Genomic DNA, 17,972 nt, shown 5'->3' on the forward strand with positions numbered 1-17,972 from the left:
CAGTGTTATACGCTGCAAGTTCAGGAACAGACACAAACTAAGGTTTACACATGGATAAAATTCGTCGGTATTTCATTACGTTGCTTTTGGCTTTCGCCGGGTTCAATAGCAGCACAGGCCATACGCAGCAAGGCCAGAGTCAAAATAGCCAACAACCGCCTCAGGGCTTTTTGTATGGGGTGGGTATTGGTATCAATCAGGAAATTTACCGCGGTTATAAACGCCGTACTATTCCACTGCCGCTAATTGGTTACCGTGGCGAGAAGCTGTCGGTATACGGCCCTTTTGTCAGTTATCAACTGCTGCAGCATGCTAATTTCAGTGTCAGCGCTAAGCTCGCGCCCAGGTTCGCCGGCTTTGATGAGTCTGACAGCAATGTGTTTGCAGGCATGGCCAAGCGTAAAAGCTCTCTGGATGGCGGTATCGGTGTGCAGTATCGCCTGCAAAGCTGGGTAGTAGAGGCAGAAACCTTAGTAGATTTGTTAGGTAACTCCAACGGCCAGGAGTCAAAGCTGGCAGTCGGTTACAATATGCGGTTTGGTCCGGTGTTGCTGGAGCCCAAAGTGGGTATCAGTTATGCCGACAGCAAACTGGTCGACTATTATTATGGCGTGCGGCTGAATGAGGCTACCTCCAGCCGGATGCCATACAGCGCCAAATCGGCATTTAACTACAACGCCGGTATATCGTTAAGCACCCCGGTGTTTTTTGGTGGCATGACCAGGCTGGGCATTGAACACCATTGGTATGACACCAGTATCAGTAATAGCCCGTTAACTGACCGTGATAGTGGGGTGTCGGCATTTTTGTCCTGGTCGAAGTTTTTCTGAATTTGCTGAGTATTAAGCAGCGGGCGGGCCTGCTGCTTAATACTCCCACCAGCACTGCTGCCACCAATCCAGAAACTCAGTAAAGTCGATATAGCCATCATTGTTTTTATCAATCAGCTTAAAGCCCTCCTGCACATGGCTGACTTTAGTTTTTGGCGCCAGCACCGTCAGTAGTTCAATAAATTCAGTAATATCGATCTGGCCATTGCCATCGCGGTCAAAAAATTCAAATTCGCTTTTAATTTCGGCCTGTTGTTGCTCAGTTAATGTTTCGCTGCTCACGTTGCTTGCCTTATGTAGTCATCAATTTTGGCCCAGTGTACGTTGCCCGGAAAAAACTGTCTATGCTGGCAGCTGCCAGTTTGTGGTTTGGCGACATTGCGCTGCTACTGTTATGCTTTGTTGATTAATTGAGCTATTGGTCCCGGATAACAGTAAGGGGAGGGTTGCTATGTCAAACCGGCTAAACCGCCGACAGAGCCTGAAATTGCTTGGAGCAGCAGTAACAGCAGGTTTATTGCCATCTGTGCCGTTGCTCAGTTGGCCGGCATTTGCCAACTTACCAAAGCCTGACGATAGCGGGATCTTGCAAAAGCCATTTGATAACACCGGCAAAACACTGCCTGTTATCGGCATGGGCACCTGGCGTACCTTTAATGTCGGTAGCGACCCAAAGCTATTGGACGCCCGGGCCCAGGTAGTTAAAGCCTTTTTTGAACTGGGCGGTGGCCTTATCGACTCCTCGCCCATGTATGGCTCGGCACCGGACGTTATGGGCTATGCCCTGCAGAAGCTGGGCCAGCCTGACAGCCTGTTCTCGGCAGAAAAAGTCTGGAGCCCGGCCGGTGGCTCAGCGCAAGAGCAGGTAGCAGAGCTGAAAAGTCGCTGGCAGGTTGACCGGTTTAATCTGGTGCAGATACATAACCTGACCGACTGGCGCGAACATCTTGCCGCACTGCAGCAAATGAAAGCTGAAGGTAAAATCGGTCATATCGGCATTACCACTTCACATGGCCGGCGCCATCAGGAGCTGGAACAGATAATGACAGCGCATGATATCGACTTTATCCAGCTGACTTACAATATAACGCACCGTGAGGTGGAGCAGCGTTTGCTGCCACTAGCACAGGAAAAGGGCATCGCGGTAATTGCTAACCGGCCATATGATGGCGGCAGTCTGATCAAAGGCCTGCAGCGGCGCAATCAACCGCTACCAGAATGGGCTACGACTGAATGCGGTTGCCGCAATTGGGCCGATTTTTTACTGAAGTTTATTGTCAGCCATCCGGCCATTACCTGCGCCATTCCTGCCACCACCCAGGTTGTTCATATGCAGGAGAATATGGCGGCAGGTCATGGACCAATGCCCACCGCTGAAGGCCGGCAGCGTATGCAGCGTTATGTTGCAGCATTGTAGACGGAGGAACTATGAGTAGCGGTGCTGGCTATCAGCTGCAGCAGTTTATTCCGTTTAGCCATGATGTTTATTTGCGGCTGCTGGAACGGATAGGTGAAACCTACTGGCCCTGGCATCTTGCCACGCTGTTGCTGGGTGTCATCGTGCTGTTACTGGCGTTAAAACACAAGGCCCGGGCCGGCAGTCTGTTGTTGGCGCCGCTGTGGCTGGTCGTCGGTGTGGCGTTTTTCATCCGCCACTACGCTGAGTTGAACTGGGCTGGCAGTTATATTGGCTATGCTTTTATCGGCGAGGCGGTATTGCTGCTATGTATCGCGCTAAGCGGTAAAGGTCTTGCTAAAACAGCACCCGACAAACGGCCAACGGTCATTATTGGTTTGGTGCTCGCCTTAACCGGGCTGGTTGGCTGGCCCTTTATTGGCCTGCTAAGCGGCGATTCCTGGTATCAGGCAGCGGTGTTTGGCATTTATGCTGATCCTACCGCGCTAACTACGCTGGGGCTGCTGCTGATTATGTTCCGGGGCGGGTTGTTGTGGTTAAGTATCATTATACCGCTGCTGTGGCTTGTGGTCTCAGGCCTGACCTGGTGGGTGTTACTTAACTCTTAGTTCTGGTTAGGCAGCATATATGCCGGATACAACGCTTTTATTTTAAATCTCAGCACTTCCTCATCTTTTGCTCATGTATTTTTAGTCTGGCCAGGTCATGCTGCAGCTTCCGCAATCAAAAGGAAAAAAGCTATGCAAACATCTGCACCTAAAAAACTATTCTGGCAAAACCCATGGCGTATCGCAGGCTGGGGGCTAATACTCAGCCTGTTGCTGCTACCGCTTATCGCCATGCGATTTACCGCGGAAGTAAACTGGACCGGCTTCGATTTTGTGGCAGCTGGTATTCTGCTTGGCGGCACCGGCTTATTAATTGAACTTGGCTGTCGCTTTAGCCGTAGTGGCGCCGCTCGCGCGGGTTGGGTAGTAACTGTATTAACCTCGTTGCTGCTGATCTGGATAAACCTGGCAGTGGGCATAATCGGTAGCGAAGATAATCCGGCTAACCAGTTGTATCTTATTGTTCTGGCATCGGTACCACTGGGGGCATTATTGGTGCGGTTTAATGCCAAGGGCATGAGCTATGTGTTGCTATTTACTGCCGGTTTGCAAATCGCAGTAGAGGTAGTAATTCAGGTCGCCGGGCTGGGTGCGGCGCCGATTATCAATGCCGCTTTTGCGCTGTTATGGTTATTGGCGGCCGGGTTACTACGAAATGCCGGCACAATACTCGCCGCAAGCGCGTCTTCTGATGCATAATAAAGCCATTGTAATGCAGCCCATCGGGCTACATAAGCCGGGAGTAGTTTGGTCTTATGACGGCACAGCGTTATTATTTTGCCGATTTTGTGTTGGATCCGGCACAGCGCCAGTTATTTTGTGGTAGTCAGCAGCTGGTGCTGAATGCCCGCTATCTTGATGCGTTATTACTATTGGTGCAGGATGCCGGTAAGCTGATTAGTAAAGATCAGTTTTTCAACGAGGTGTGGCAGGGCATGGTAGTAAGCGATGAGGCCCTTACCCAATGTATCCGCAGCCTGCGCAAGCAGTTAAATGACAGCGCGGCGGCACCCCGTTTTATTGAAACCGTACCGAAACATGGTTATCGCTTTATTGCCGACGTTACCTGCGCAAGTCCGGTTACAACAGCAACACAAGCGTCGGAGCAACCAGGCGGGCGCCAGCTGCTCTGGCATTTAACCGGGCAGGGGGCATTAGGGGCTGCTGCAGCCGGGCTGCTTGGTGGTGGACTGTATGGCCTGGTTGGCGCTGCGCAGGCACTGGCGACGGGTAGTCAGGCGCTCTCGGTGTTGCTGGTAATTCTTACGGTTACCACGATAATTGCAATACTCTCTGGTGCGGCGGTGTCATTCGGCCTGGCTGCGGCAAGGTCATTTCAAGCGCGAAGGCTCAGCTATTTATTGCTGGGTGGGGGGTTGGCAGGGTTATTAGTAGGTGGTTTTGTCAGTTTACTGCTGCAGGAGGCTTTTTCGCTGTTTGTCGGGCGCAGCCCGGCCAATATTACCGGTGCTGCAGAAGGCTTAACAATTGGTGCGGCAACAGCCGTTAGCTACTGGTTACTGTTAACAACCCGGCGAAGCGCCAACAGGCACCGTTTTAACTATGTTGCAGTGTTTAAAGCCGCGTTACCCGGCCTGCTGGCCGGATTGCTAATCAGTCTGGCCGGTGGTGTGTTGCTGGCAGGAAGCCTGGCGCAACTTGCTGCCGAATTTCCGGATACAGCCGCCGCTGGCTTGCTGGCGCTGGATGGTTTTAGTCCGGCGCAGGGCTTTAGTATCGCAGGCACGGTCAGTGCCATGCTGGAAGCGGGCTTATTTAGCGCTGGCCTCACTCTGGGCTTAACCTGCCAGCTGCAGCGGCCATTACCAGGCGGCTCAGCGCTTTAATTGGTGTGTTGGTCAGGGAGTTCCGGCGCCACTGGGTCCATAAGTTGATACACCCAGGCAGTCTCTCCGTTTTCAAGCGGCAATTCTACCCGTTGATAACGCACTCCCAACCGCTCATAGCGATCCAGAGCTCTAAGCTCAGTGCCGCTGACCATAATAACAAACCCCTCAGTTACTTCACCCGGCGCAGGCTTAATATCAAGTGCTTGTTTTTTGTAACCAGGCAGAGTTGCCGGCACACCTTTGCCGGCACGGCCTATAACCAGGTATCGCACCCAGGGCTGTTTTAGCGTGCCATAAACAAACACCGAATAGCTGGCATTGTCGTCTATTTCAGGCAGCTCAACGGTTGGCGTGTAACCAAAGGGGCTAACAAAAGTCAGCCACAGGTAACCGACCGCCATAATAAGCAGTGCTGACAGAATAAGCAGGACGGAGCGGATCACTTTTGTCATGTTAAAACCCTGCCAGAAGCCGTTGCAAAATACAATGACAGCGAACTTCTAGTGCAATAAAGCATCAAGTCAGGTAAGTTCTGGCTACCAGTCAAAATAAGGATCCACAATGAAAGCTGAAAGAGATATCGAAAAAACCTATCCCAATAACGAATTTGTCGAAAAGCTGCGGCGTTTGGCCGATGCCATTGAAAAGGGTGAAAAGTTCGAGATCCAGATAGCAGGCGAACGTATCTATGTGCCTGTGCGCGCCAAGTTTAGTATTGAACATGAGCGTGAGGGCGATAGTGAGGAAATTGAGTTTCAGATTAAGTGGACTAACTGAGTAGTTGTAGTAGGTACAATAAGGACTTACAGTGATAAGCGTGACCGATTTATGCTTTCGTCGCCAAGATGGCGATCAAGTTCACACTCTGTTTGATGGCTTTAGTTTTAACATGGCAGCACAAGAGCAAGTTGCCCTGCTTGGTGACAGTGGCTCGGGTAAGACGACGTTACTGCATTTGTTAGCTGGCCTGCTCAGCCCTGATAGTGGTCAAATTGAGGTCAATGACGAGCTCATTTCTGCGTACAACGAGCAACAGCTTGCACATTATCGCCGTAAAATAGGTCTTATTTTTCAGCACTATCAACTACTTGAATGTCTTAATGTTAAACAGAATATTTTATTTCAATATAAACTCAATTTCCCCCGGCAAACTCCTGCAGAGCTGGACGCACTGGTTGAACAACTGGGGTTAAGTAACAAGCTGAATAAATTTCCCAGCCAACTGTCAGGAGGCGAGCAACAACGCGTCGGTATTGCCCGAGCGCTGCTTAATCAACCCAAACTGATTTTAGCTGATGAACCAACAGGCAACCTCGATCAGGTCCGCTCTCACCAGGTTGTCGAAATGCTGACAACTTTGTGTAAAGAGCGACAAATTAACCTGGTTATGGTGACGCACTCACACCAGTTGACCCGCTATTTTGATAGCGTAAAAGTTCTGGCTAACGGGCAGTTCAATGGCTGAAATTAAGCTTATTTTAATGACGCATGTTGCCTATTTCAGACGTCATCCCTGGTTGTTATTATTGTTTATCGTTGGCTTGAGCTTAGGAAGCGCGCTACTTACCGCAATTGCCGGGCTTAACCAGGAAGCCAAAAATCGTCACCAAAAGTCCTCTGCACTGATCGATACGACAGTCAGTCATATTGCAAAACCGCCAATGGGCCAGCAATATATCGACGGTAAACTGTGGATAACACTGCGCCAGCAGGGCATTACCAACGCCCAACCGGTTTTACGCGGCAAGCTGACCCTGGCTTCAGGTAAAACCCTTTATCTGCAAGGCATAGATAGCCTGATTTGGCTGACACAACAGCTACCGGCAAGCGCTACGCAATCAGGCAGTAATAGCGATACAGTTTTTGCTTTTGACTCCATCATGATAGACAGCAAAACGGGCGCCAGATTAGCGCTCAATGGCAGCAGATTAGCGTTTAGTGGTAACACGCTGCAGCTTGCCAATAGCCCGCATACACCTCATTTCAGCCTGGTGGATGACATTGGCATGTGGTCGATTACCGATATTGCTTATGCTGATATGCTGCTTAAAGCTAATGGGAAAATCAGCTTTATCGAATTCATAGGCCTGACGCCCGGGCAAATCCCCAAAATCGAAGCCATTTTGGCTGACAATGCAAGATTAGTCGCCGCTCAGGAGCAAGACTTTGATGCCTTGTCGGAGGCTTTCTTTTTTAACCTCGCCGCACTGGCATTGCTTGGCTACATTGTAGCGGCTTTTTTAAGTTTTAATGCTATCAAGCTTGCTATTGCCGGTCGGAAAAAGCTACTTACTCAGTTTGCTATTTTAGGGTGTTCGCCAAAGGCTATTCGCACCGCCATTGGCATTGAGTTTACCTTAATGAGCTTTTTCACAGCACTACTGGGCAGCATTTTGGGATTTGTTATTGCTAATGCCCTGGTGCTTGATATCAACCGCACACTGGTGGGGCTTTATCAACTGGAACAAGCGCTTACTATCAGCTGGCAATGGCAAACTCTGGCGCTGGGTTTTGTGGTTAATCTCGCCACCATGGCACTTATGCTAATAACCCAAAATCTACTGACCCAAAAAAACAATCTGCAAAATAACAGCCGCTCAGTCTTTTATTCAGGTTTAGCAGCGGTCATTGCGGCCATTGGTTACTTGTATTTCAATGCGCAATCTGAATTTGAGGCACTGTTGCTTTGCTTCTTTATTATCTTGCTGTTTGTGTTGATCACACCAAAATGCCTGCAAAGCTTACTTAGCTGCAGCAACCCGTTCGGGGATCCGTTGTGGCAGTGGTTATATGCTGACAGTAAATTGCAGTTGCAAGAATTGCGTATTGCCATAGTGGCCATTTTGGTGGCGCTTGGCAGTGCCATTGGCATGCAGATCATGGTTGAAAGCTTTAGTAACACACTTAATGCCCATCTGGAACAACAATTAAGCGCAGACGTGTATATTCAGATCGAACAGTATCAGCCCGAACTTCGGGCGCGTCTTGCGGCAGATCCTGACATAAAACAGGTTGGCATCTACATGTCGGGCGATGGTTATGTAAATCAAGTACCTGCCACGCTTGCTAGTTTTGGTAATGGGCAGCAGTCATTTGCTCACATTAATCTGACTTCTGGTGACGCGGTTAATGCCGGACACTTTGCCAACAATGGCTGTATTGCGAACGAGCAAGCCAGCATAAAATATAAGCACCAGCTAGGTGACATGCTGGCATTTAAGCAAAACCAGCATATCTTTGCATGTCGGATCTCGGCCTTTGCCTACGATTATGGAAACACTGCTTTAAGCCTTATTATCGAAGAGCAAAGGTTGCAAGCGAGCCCATTGCACTGGCAAGTGTATGGTTTGTCTGTCACGTTAAATGAGCACATTACAGTAGCGCAACTGACCGAGCGGCTTATTAACGATTATCACATTGATAGCAGCTTTATCACTGAGAACAAACGCTTTAAAGAAATAGCCAACAGGCTGTTTAACGACACGTTTAAGGTCACAAAAGTATTGAATGGGTTTATTCTCGCTATTGCTTTAGTCAGCCTCTGTATCAGCCTGCTGAGCTTGAGTGCCCAGCATGCAAAGCAATTGGCCGCTTTAAACAATTTAGGGGTCGATGACACTCAGTTGCAAAAACTAAAGTTGGTGCAAACAACACTGTTAGTGGGTTTTACCTGCCTGTTCGCATTGCCATTAGGGTTCGCCCTTGGGTTTGCCTTATTAAAGTTTGTGATGCCTATCGCATTTGGCTGGACTATCCATATGTATGCAGACCTGCCAGCGCTGCTAAGTACCTGTATGTTATTGCTGCTCGCTGCTGTGGTATGCGCCTATCTGCCTGTTAAGCAACTTACCGCCAGTTTGCATCCAAAAAGGCATTAACCGATGATTAAGTACGCTTTTCTGCTTCTCTTCATGTTATTTCTAACGTTATTGCTGTTGGGCTGTGAACCTGCCGCAACATCAAAAAACTCGCAGGCATTACAGACAGTAAGCGGTGAGCCGGTCGACAAGAAAACAGGGCTGGTTTTTCCGCAAGATCATGGCCCTCACTTTGAACAAGGCATTGAATGGTGGTACATCACCGCAAACCTCACTGCAGACACTGGTGAAGCATTTGGTGTGCAGTGGACTTTATTCAGAACAAAGCTGCCATTACCTTTTAAATCCACCTGGTGGGACAACCAGCTATATTTTGCCCATTTTGCGCTGCAACACCAGCAAACCCATATTGCCTTTGAACGCTTTGCCCGCGCAGGACAAGCCGCGATTTCAGCAAACCCTTTCTCTGCGCAGTTAGATGATTGGTCGTTAAAAAGCACACAACAAAGCTTTTTACCGCTGCAACTGCAAGCTGAGCAGGGCGGCTACGCTATTGATGTATCGCTGAGTAACAGCCCACTCATCTTACATGGTGAAAATGGTTACAGCCAAAAAACAGCTAGCGGCCATGCGTCTTATTATTTCAGCTACCCGTTTTTAGAAACACGCGGTACGTTGACGTTTAATGGCAAACAATTCAACGTATCGGGTAATGCGTGGTATGACAGAGAATGGTCGGCAAGTTTACTGGATAAAAGTCAACTCGGCTGGGATTGGTTTAGCCTGGTTAGTGAGCAAGATCCCAGACAAGGCTTAATGTTATTTTGTATCCGTGATGCAATGCAACAATATGACTACTGCAGTGGTACCCGGATTGCCGAAAACGGCGAGGCAACTCAAATTCCCCGGCACGAGATACGTGTAATCGTTTTAGACCATATCACGATCGATGGCACAGAATATCCAAGTCACTGGAGAATTGAACTGGCTGACGCAACACCTATTCTGATTGAAACCATCACCAAAGATTCTTTAAATAGGCTGTCGACCCAATATTGGGAAGGTCGGGTAAAAGCAACAAACGGATTTAACGGTACAGGCTATGCCGAATTGGCAGGCTATTAGTACTGGTTATTGAGTCGCTGCAACACTAAGCCAATCGGCAAGCTGAGTGGCTGGCAAATAGCTGTTGTGGTTGCCGCTATAACGAATAAGCGTCGCCACACCTGGCGCAAAGGCCTGATACAGTGCTTCGCTGTGGGCGCCGCCTATTATTTCGTCTTGCTCTGCTACTAACAGCAGGGTGGGGCTGTTAATCGCTGGCGCATACTCAACCGATTTATAGCTATCTTTTAATAACCACTTAACCGGAAATAGCGGAAACTGCTTAGCGGCAAGAGCTCTTAAGCTATCAAACGGGGTAATGAGTACCAGTTGTGCTACCTTACGTTGTGCCGCCAGTTGCACTGCAACCCCGGAACCCAGGCTGCGACCCACTACCGTAATCTCACTATGTTTGCTCTGAATCTTGTCATAAAGCGCCAGCGCATCGGCAACCAATGCCTGCTCTGAAGGTTTGCCAGTACTGCCCCCATAACCTCGATAGTGCATTAAATAAATCGCATGGTTGGGAAAGGCCGCCGCAAATTCCGGCAAAGACACACTGACATCTTCAGCATTGCCGCCAAAATACAGCAGCGCCTGCTGGCTGTCTCGTGTCTGCCGGCTTACCAGCACGCTGGCATTGGCTTGTTGTAATAGCAGCGGCTCAGTTGGCGGCAGCTGAGCCGTTACCGGAAAGTAAATTAACTGGCGCTGCAGCAAATACAACAACAAGCATAGCAGGCAATAGCCTGCCAGCAGGTAAGCTGCAACAGTCAATAACGTGCGCATCCGGTTACTTTTGCGAACTCATTAACTGCTGACTTAAGAAGGTGTACTCAAGTGCAGTTCTTTTGGCGGTTTCCTGCAAATTCGCTGCTGCAGAGTGGCCGCCGTCAATGTTTTCATAATATTCAAAATTGTGGCCATACTGCTCTAACATATAAGCCATTTTTCTGGCATGAGCCGGATGCACCCGGTCATCTTTGGTGGACGTTACAAAAAATATTGCAGGATATTCGCCTTTGGGGTCAATGTTGTGTAACGGTGATATCTTCTCAAGAAAAGCCCGCTCTTCCGGAATATCCGGGCTGCCATACTCACCTACCCATGAAGCGCCTGCCAGTAAGGTGTGATAACGCAACATATCAAGCAGCGGCACCTGACACACCACGGCATTCCATAAATCAGGCCGTTGGGTATACATTACGCCCATTAACAAGCCGCCATTTGAGCCCCCCATTACCCCCAGATGTTTGGGCGAAGTGATTTTTTTAGCAATGATATCCTCTGCTACCGCAATCATATCGTCGAAAATAATCTGACGTTTGGTTTTTAACCCCGCCTGATGCCAGGCCGGGCCGAACTCACCGCCTCCGCGAATATTGGCCAGTACATACACACCGCCTTGTTCCAGCCAGTTTTTACCAAGAATGCCGGAATAGCTGGGCTTCATTGATACTTCAAAGCCGCCATAGGCATATTGCAGAGTAGGGTTACTGCCGTCGAGGGTGATGCCTTGTTTGTGCACGACAAAGTACGGTATTTTTTCACCATCAGTGGAACTGGCAAAATATTGTTGCACCACCAAATCAGCGGCATCAAACCGGGCTGGTGTAGATTTAATTGCCACAATATCAGCGTTGCTGACATTGACCTGATACAGGGTATCTTGCGAAACAAAATTTTCCTGATTAACAAAAATAATGTCGCTGTCATCATTGGCTGAAGAGATAGACATCGTGCTGTTATCCGGCAATGCCAGCTTGTTGTGCTGCCAGTTACCGTCATCGAAGTCATAAACATAGATATTGTTAACCACGTTTTCCAGCACATTAAGCACCAGTTTGCTGGCGGTAATCGATACCCCATCCAGCGTGGCACGTTCATCCGGCTGATACACCAATTGTACTGCGCCAATTTTGTTACTCTGCAGCCAGTTTTGCATATCAAAAGACACTAAATCGCCACTTTTAAAGGTGGTGGAACTGCCATCCGGTGTCCAGTCTTGTTTCAGGCTTAAAATAAGTTGGCCTTTGAAAATACCGTTGATACTGGAGGTGTTGGGGATCGGTAACTGCACCGGATCGCCTTTTTCCGGTAGCCAATAGTACTCAGACTCGTAAAATGTAATGGCCCGCACCACCATATTTAACTGTTGATCCTGGTGTTTCAGCGCATAAGGAAATACCCCGACATCGGTTTTAGTGCCGCTGAATACTGTCACCGCTTCGTCCAGCGACTGGCCGCGTTGCAGTTGCTTAATAACATAGGGGTAGCCGCTATCGGTTAGCATGCCATCTCCCCAGTTGGTGCCAACATGCAGGCTGTCTGAGCCGTTCCAGCTCAGCGCTGTTTTTGCTTCTGGTAGATAAAAGCCGTTTTCAACAAAGCTTTTGCTGGCGCGGTTCCACTCGCGCATTTCTACCGCATCCTTGCCACCATCAGATAACGACACCATACACAGGTTGTTATTACTCTCTGCGCAGGTCGTTCCTTTAAACACCCAGTTTTTACCTTCAGCGGCAGCGAGGGCATCAATGTCCAGCAGCGTTTGCCATTGCGGTTGCGCTTTGCGGTATTCGGCCAGAGTAGTTTGGCGTAACACGCCCCTGACATGGTTTTCATCCTGCCAGAAGTTGTACACCATATCGTTGCGGTAGCTGCCGTACGGGATTTTATCGGTGGCATTGACAATATCTAAGGCTGCTTGCTGATACTGGCTGAAACGCGGATCACTGGTAAGTTTGTCCAGTGTGCGTTTATTCCAGTTTGTTACCTTGGCAAGGGCCTGTTCGCCTTCAACTTCTTCTAACCATAGCGGTGCTTCGCTAATGCTTGTTGTCATCGGTGTTTGCACTTCTTGATTGGCTTGCTTTGCGGTATCTGCAGGGTTACACGCGCTTAGTAAAGATAAGCTTGCAACCGTTATGATCATTTTCAGTTTCATTGTAGCCTCGGCGTTTTATTCTTTTTATTGCAACGGATTTAATATAGAGGAATTAAATGTAAAGAGATTTAATGTAAAGACAGTGGCAGCCAATGTAAACCAGATTATTGATGGACCGCTGTTAAGTTGGTATGCAGGACATTGTCACCATGACAGGCGGGCGACGACCCGCGCGTTATCGGTACGCAGCGAAAATGCCCAGCCATTGCGCTCACACAACCGTTGCACAATACCCAGGCCCAGGCCATAGCCTTGCGTCGGCGTCGCTGCCGGTGTGCGCTTGTTATCCGGAGCATTACTAAGCTGATTGGTGACTAACAGCTCGTATTCTTTAATCCGGATAATGATTGGTCCGCAGCCGTCCAGCGTGTGCTCAAAGGCATTACGCACCAGATTATTAACCGCAATAGCAAATGCCTGCGGATGGCCGCAAACTTCCGGCATTGCATGTTGGTCAATCTCAACCTCTACCCGTTTGCCAGTTAGCAGGTAACCTTGTTGCTCTATCGCCTTGTGTACCAGTGGCAGCACCAGAAATTGCTCGTCATACCGCCCGTTGTCGGCTTCGCGCGCCAGACACAAAAACATTTCAATAGTCGTTTTAATCTCCAGTGTTGCCCGCTTTATCCGTGCCACGGCCCTTTCATCGGTTGCTGACAGTTCGCTTTGAGCCAGTAGCTCCAGTGCGCCGGTGATCACAGTTACAGGCGTGCGCAACTCGTGGCTGACGGAGTCGGTAAAGTATCGCTCGCGGGCAATAAATGCGCTGATCCGCTCCAGGGTCTTCTCAATAGTGGCAGCCAGTAAGCCAACTTCATCATCACCAAAGCGGCCAGATTCTATCCGTTTGTAATCTTCGGCCGACAAATGTTCCAGATCAATCTCTGCCACCACTTTTGCCAGGTGGGCCACGGGGGCAACAGCCCGGCGCATCACAACAAGGCCAAGCCCGAAACCCAGCACGCCAAGGGTTCCGACCACACCGCTGATAATCAGCAATAACCACCAGTCTTCCGACGAGGCCGCTTCAATTCCGGCAACGTCAAACACCACAAATGCGGTTGGCTGTTCGTCACGGGCTGGCAGTACCGCTACATGCAATTCCTCGGCGCTGAATTCGTATAAACCCTCTGCAGGGTTGGTGTCTGCCCATTGCTGCAGTGATGGTGGCAGGCTGGAAATGCTGTTGTAACTGCGAATGTTGGCCGGAATAGCAGGATAACTATCAGCGGCATTCTGCAACTGCTGCATCAGAACGCGGTCTTCACTGAGCCTTACCGCCGCCAGGAAGGCAAAGCCCCAGATAATGCTGAGTACCGCCACACACACGGCAAAAGCAAAAGCGACACGCTGACGTAAACTGCGGCGGTACATTATTCTTCTCCGGCAATCCGGTAGCCAATCCGATGCACGGTATGGATCAGCGGTCGGGGAAACGGCCGGTCGACAACCTGGCGCAGCTTGTACAGGTGAGAGCGCAGGGCGTCGCCATCGGGTGGCTCGTCAGCCCACAATAAGGTTTCAAGTACATCACGAGCCACAACGGCCGGCGCTTGCTCCATCAGGCGTTGCAGCAGCGTCAAACAGGCAGGGCTGAGCTCAAGCAGCTTGCCGGCACGATGCACTTGCAGCGTTGCCTTGTTCAGTGTCAGATCGTCAACAGTTAACAGGTTGTCGGTGCTGCCGTGACTTCGCTTGTAAAGTGCCTGCAGCCGCACATGCAGCTCCTGTAACGCAAATGGCTTCACCAGATAATCATCCGCGCCTGCGGCAAACCCTTGCAGTTTGTCGTCAAGTGTATCTCTGGCGGTCAGCATCAGCACCGGCGTTTCCAATTTGGCTTCAGCTCGCAGCCGCTGGCAGAAACTCAGGCCATCCATTCCTGGCAGCATCAGGTCAAGCACAACAACATCAAACCGGTTGGTTAACGCCAGCTGCATGGCGCTTATTCCGTCATAGGCGAAGTCCAGAATATAGCGATGCTTTTCCAGGTAGGCGGCAATGTTTTCGCAAATGTCGCGGTTGTCTTCAACCACCAGTACTTTTACCGGCGCTGCACCAGGTCCATTTACCATCTGCCGCCACTCCTTAACCTTTATACCTGCCGTGAACTAGCAGGCTTGATTCACCACGCCTGATTTACCACGCATAATCAAGTCGCAAACCTATTAATGGCTCAGCTTCGCTACTGTCTTCTACCAGAACGCCACGACGATAGTCAAATTCGGTTTCATCACCCGATGACGCAGCCGTCACGTTAATCACGTCTATAAAGGCCGTAATATCTATCGGGCCAAGGGCCCGCCGGTAGTCTACCCGGACATTGACGATGCCAGAACTGTCTTTACGACCGACATTGCGCTCAGTGATCTCTTTTGAATAACGTAATGGCTGGCCTGGCCCAAGCACGTCTTCATGAATAATAAAGCTGTCATCCGGCCGGCCAGACAGATATTTGTAACGCCCGGCAACTTTCCAGCGGTTAGTTATTTCCCAGGTAAGGCCCAGAGTGGCGACATGTTTGCGGTTAAATTCTGCAGCGACGTCACCACGGCCGTCTTTGCGGTCAATCACCGCATCGTTATAAGAGTAGGTGGCACTGGCGTAAAGGCCTTCGAACAGAGTGCCGTTTACCACTATATCAACGCCGTACGAGCTACCGTCACCCAGATTAGCGAAAGTGCCGCGGGCGCGGTCCAGATCCACCACCAGATTATCCAGGTTTTGATAATAAGCCTCGGTTAATACTGACCAGTTGCTGTGTGGGAAATATTTAAAGCCGACACTGCCGTGGCTGATTTTCTCATTTTTAAGGTTGTTTGAGCTGTCAGCGGCCAGCTCCAGATACCGGGGCGACTGATGAAACAGCCCGGCTGTGGCAAAGTAGCGAATCGTGCTACCTGGTTGCCAGTTAACACTGAAGCGGGGGGAGGCCAGGCTTTCGTCGGCAAAGCCGTCCCGCTCAAGCCTTAAGCCTGCGCCAAAATCCCAGTCACCGTGCTGAAAAATCTGCTCGACGTAGCCGGCATAGTTGGTTTCTTTCTGACGTATTGCCGAGTTAATGTTGCCGGGCTCAAGCACAATATAGCGCTGCTGTGGATCTGGTCTGAAATCATCATCGTCGTAAACAAAGCGGATCCAATCGCCATCCAGCACCGTGCTGTAGTCCAGTTCAATCTGGGTTAGCCGGATACCGGCACTGAACATCCCCCATTTATTCATTGCTTCAAAATCGCTACGCCAGCCGATTTCAGTTTCTGCTTCACCAATAGTAATGATGTTTTCCCGCACCGGAAACTCAGAGGCGGGTGCGCCTTCAGGTGCCAGATCAGGAAAGGCTTCACCTTCTGAGCTCAGCTTGTCGCTGGCGCGGTAATAAAGTTTGTTAGTCCAAACCGCTGTGTCACCCATTAATGAACGCAACGTCACCCCATACAAATCACTATCCTGCTCAGAATATTGCAGCGCAGCGTCTTCAAAGTTGGGCGATTCGAACACATGCGTTACGTTGCGACGGTAGTCTTCGTGGGTATCCATTAGCAGAATTTCGAAAGTGTGCTGCTGATTAATGGGGATCACCGATTTTATGATAACGTCCCTTAATACGGGCTCACCAATGTCCAGCTCTTCAATAGTTTCAAACAAGGCGCCAAAGTCAAGCCGCCGGGCAGATATCAGCATTGTTGCATCTTCGGTAATACCGGCAGGGCCGTCGTAACCTACTTCATAGCCGGCAAGGTCAAGCCGCAGGCTTGCCGACGGGCTGGGGTTGCCATTGGCAACTTCCAGTTTCAACAGCGATGCAGCGCGGCCACCATACGCTGCTTCCCAGCCGCCGGGTGAGAACTCGGCGCCGCTGATCACATTCGGGGCAAAGATAGAGAAGCGGCCACCGCCGCCAACATCTTCTTCTTCACCCAAAGTGGCATCAAAGTGCACCGCTTTATCAAATGGAAAGTCATCAACGAATATCAGGTTATCTCTGGGGCCGCGGCCGCGAACACTAAAGCTGGCGAATTCACTGGCAGAGGCCAGGCCGGGTAAACCGTCCAGCGACAGCAACGGATCGGCGCCACCACCCACTGCGCTTCGCAATGCCTCGCGGTCCAGATAGGTGCTGGAGCCAGCTGCAAATGCATCGGCTTGCCGGCCCCGCACTACTAATGTTTCTATTTGCACTTCATTAAGTTTGAATTCGATTTTACTGTTTTTACGGGTAATTACCCTGAGACTGGGCTCGTATACCGAAGCAAAACCGTTCTTTGTCAGGTTTACTGAGTAAAGCCCCGGGTCGAGCTGTTCAACAACAAGCCGGCCTTGTGCATCGGTTTCCAGCGCCTGACTGGAATTGGTTTCGCGCTCGGTAAGTGTTACCTGCACTGCTGCCAGTGGCCGGTCGGTATTCTGATTCTTTACAACCAAAGTCAGGGCACCAGGTGCTTCTGCTGCACTGGCAAAATTTGGCAAGCCAAGTAGGGCCATGCCAAGCAGTGCCCATAGTGACAGCCACGATACCTTTGTAAATTGCCTGCTCATATCCTTAATCCTCTTACTATCCGCCACAGTTATCTGATGAAACCACAGTTATCTGATGAAACTTGGGCAAGGTTAGCAAAAGGAATGTGACCAAAAAGTCGCTGAACTGTAAGAGCGGTTTATTTTGTGTCGCGCTAAACATAAAGCCGGCAGCCAGCGCATAGCCTGTAGGCGTAAGCAGCATACGCATGGTTCACCACTATCGGCAAATCGGGTTTGCCGGCAACAAGGGCCGCTATAATGCCTGTTGTTGTGCCCAGGCCTAAAGAAGTGCAACTGTTTTAGCTTTGCGCATTGTTTGCTCCGGTAGCAGGTTTTTTTGAGCGCTGCGGCACAACGGATTCATCGTCCAGCTGGATATGGCTACAGGCTTTACCATAACCCAGGCTGTACTTCAGTGCCGGATAAACCCGGTAAGCGCTGATAGCAAAACTAAGCGTGATTAACCCTTTGCTACCCCACAGCGCCAGTATGTTATCGCGTAACGCGTCGGCTTGCGGATCGTGCGCTAACACCCGTTCGGTAAACTGCACAGCCAGAGCCATATCTGCCGGCAGCGCCGCTAGGTTTTGCTCAATAATGGCGCGCACCAAAGCTTGCGACAGTCCGGCTTCCAGCGCCATTTTTACCACTAACTGACTGCAGGGGCCGCAATCGTCAAAAATTATGGCCCGTATTCTGGCGGCATACAGTGGCCCGGCCGGCAGATTTCCGTGGTGTGATGCCATAGTCTGAAAGCCGCTGAATTTTAAAAACGCCGCTAAATCGCTGTGCAGAATATCCTGTTGATAGCCTACGTCGTAAGCGTAACGCTGCTGCATTGCCAGCAGCATCCTGTTAAACATATATCGAAGCATCTGAG

General features: G+C 50.1%; 17 protein-coding genes. 9 read left to right on the plus strand and 8 right to left on the minus strand.

Annotated elements, in window-relative coordinates; genetic code table 11:
• The first annotated feature begins 50 nt into the window (after positions 1–50).
• Entirely contained in the window at positions 51–830 is a 780-nt protein-coding gene (locus KQY15_RS10995) for a MipA/OmpV family protein (RefSeq protein ID WP_217669242.1), read from the plus strand.
• Between the two features lie 36 nt (positions 831–866).
• On the opposite strand, the gene KQY15_RS19165 is transcribed toward KQY15_RS10995, so the two are convergent.
• Entirely contained in the window at positions 867–1,112 is a 246-nt protein-coding gene (locus KQY15_RS19165) for an EF-hand domain-containing protein (protein ID WP_217669243.1), read from the minus strand.
• Between the two features lie 169 nt (positions 1,113–1,281).
• On the opposite strand from KQY15_RS19165, the gene KQY15_RS11005 reads away from it, so the two are divergent.
• From KQY15_RS11005 to KQY15_RS11020, 4 genes are all read left to right on the plus strand, one after another.
• Positions 1,282–2,247 (plus strand): aldo/keto reductase, encoded by a 966-nt coding sequence (locus KQY15_RS11005; protein ID WP_217669244.1) that lies wholly within the window; start codon positions 1,282–1,284, stop codon positions 2,245–2,247.
• Between the two features lie 11 nt (positions 2,248–2,258).
• The gene (locus KQY15_RS11010; protein ID WP_217669245.1) at positions 2,259–2,855 is read left to right on the plus strand and encodes a DUF6064 family protein; all 597 of its coding nucleotides are present in this window, start codon (positions 2,259–2,261) and stop codon (positions 2,853–2,855) included.
• A 132-nt stretch (positions 2,856–2,987) separates the two neighbouring features.
• Complete coding sequence (locus KQY15_RS11015) at positions 2,988–3,554, plus strand: hypothetical protein (RefSeq protein WP_217669246.1); 567 nt, start codon at positions 2,988–2,990, stop codon at positions 3,552–3,554.
• 56 nt (positions 3,555–3,610) lie between these two features.
• Positions 3,611–4,702, plus strand: coding sequence for a winged helix-turn-helix domain-containing protein (locus KQY15_RS11020; protein ID WP_217669247.1), 1,092 nt, complete (start codon positions 3,611–3,613; stop codon positions 4,700–4,702).
• On the opposite strand, the gene KQY15_RS11025 is transcribed toward KQY15_RS11020, so the two are convergent.
• On the minus strand, positions 4,699–5,157 hold the full coding sequence (locus KQY15_RS11025) for a gamma-glutamylcyclotransferase family protein (protein ID WP_217669248.1): 459 nt from the start codon (positions 5,155–5,157) through the stop codon (positions 4,699–4,701). The genes KQY15_RS11020 and KQY15_RS11025 overlap by 4 nt on opposite strands.
• A 109-nt stretch (positions 5,158–5,266) precedes the next feature.
• Between KQY15_RS11025 and KQY15_RS11030 the strand changes: the two genes are divergently transcribed.
• Genes KQY15_RS11030 through KQY15_RS11045 form a run of 4 tightly spaced genes read left to right on the plus strand, consistent with a single transcriptional unit; the run spans position 5,267 to position 9,648 of the window.
• Positions 5,267–5,482 carry an amphi-Trp domain-containing protein gene (locus KQY15_RS11030; protein WP_217669249.1) on the plus strand — a complete coding sequence of 72 codons (216 nt, stop codon included), beginning with the start codon at positions 5,267–5,269 and terminating at the stop codon, positions 5,480–5,482.
• A gap of 31 nt (positions 5,483–5,513) precedes the next feature.
• Positions 5,514–6,170, plus strand: a complete 657-nt coding sequence (locus KQY15_RS11035) for an ABC transporter ATP-binding protein (protein WP_217669250.1) — start codon at positions 5,514–5,516, stop codon at positions 6,168–6,170.
• On the plus strand, positions 6,163–8,583 hold the full coding sequence (locus tag KQY15_RS11040; RefSeq protein WP_217669251.1) for an FtsX-like permease family protein: 2,421 nt from the start codon (positions 6,163–6,165) through the stop codon (positions 8,581–8,583). Before KQY15_RS11035 ends, KQY15_RS11040 begins: the two co-directional genes overlap by 8 nt.
• 33 nt (positions 8,584–8,616) lie before the next feature.
• Complete coding sequence (locus tag KQY15_RS11045; RefSeq protein WP_217669252.1) at positions 8,617–9,648, plus strand: lipocalin-like domain-containing protein; 1,032 nt, start codon at positions 8,617–8,619, stop codon at positions 9,646–9,648.
• Positions 9,649–9,654: 6 nt separating this feature from the next.
• On the opposite strand, the gene KQY15_RS11050 is transcribed toward KQY15_RS11045, so the two are convergent.
• The 6 genes from KQY15_RS11050 to KQY15_RS11075 all read right to left on the minus strand — a co-directional run bounded on the left by KQY15_RS11050 (position 9,655) and on the right by KQY15_RS11075 (position 17,967).
• Entirely contained in the window at positions 9,655–10,416 is a 762-nt protein-coding gene (locus tag KQY15_RS11050; protein ID WP_217669253.1) for an alpha/beta hydrolase, read from the minus strand.
• A gap of 4 nt (positions 10,417–10,420) precedes the next feature.
• Positions 10,421–12,574: a prolyl oligopeptidase family serine peptidase gene (locus tag KQY15_RS11055; protein ID WP_217669254.1), complete on the minus strand. Its 2,154-nt coding sequence runs from the start codon at positions 12,572–12,574 to the stop codon at positions 10,421–10,423.
• Positions 12,575–12,718: 144 nt separating this feature from the next.
• Positions 12,719–13,948 carry a sensor histidine kinase gene (locus KQY15_RS11060; RefSeq protein WP_217669255.1) on the minus strand — a complete coding sequence of 410 codons (1,230 nt, stop codon included), beginning with the start codon at positions 13,946–13,948 and terminating at the stop codon, positions 12,719–12,721.
• Complete coding sequence (locus tag KQY15_RS11065) at positions 13,948–14,649, minus strand: response regulator transcription factor (protein ID WP_217669256.1); 702 nt, start codon at positions 14,647–14,649, stop codon at positions 13,948–13,950. The genes KQY15_RS11060 and KQY15_RS11065 overlap by 1 nt, the downstream gene beginning before the upstream one ends.
• 64 nt (positions 14,650–14,713) lie before the next feature.
• Positions 14,714–17,110, minus strand: a complete 2,397-nt coding sequence (locus KQY15_RS11070) for a TonB-dependent receptor (protein ID WP_217669257.1) — start codon at positions 17,108–17,110, stop codon at positions 14,714–14,716.
• Between the two features lie 281 nt (positions 17,111–17,391).
• The gene (locus KQY15_RS11075) at positions 17,392–17,967 is read right to left on the minus strand and encodes a hypothetical protein (RefSeq protein ID WP_217669258.1); all 576 of its coding nucleotides are present in this window, start codon (positions 17,965–17,967) and stop codon (positions 17,392–17,394) included.
• Positions 17,968–17,972: the final 5 nt, after the last annotated feature.

The sequence above is a fragment of the Arsukibacterium indicum genome (genome assembly GCF_019100565.1).
Taxonomy (GTDB): domain Bacteria; phylum Pseudomonadota; class Gammaproteobacteria; order Enterobacterales; family Alteromonadaceae; genus Alishewanella; species Alishewanella indicum.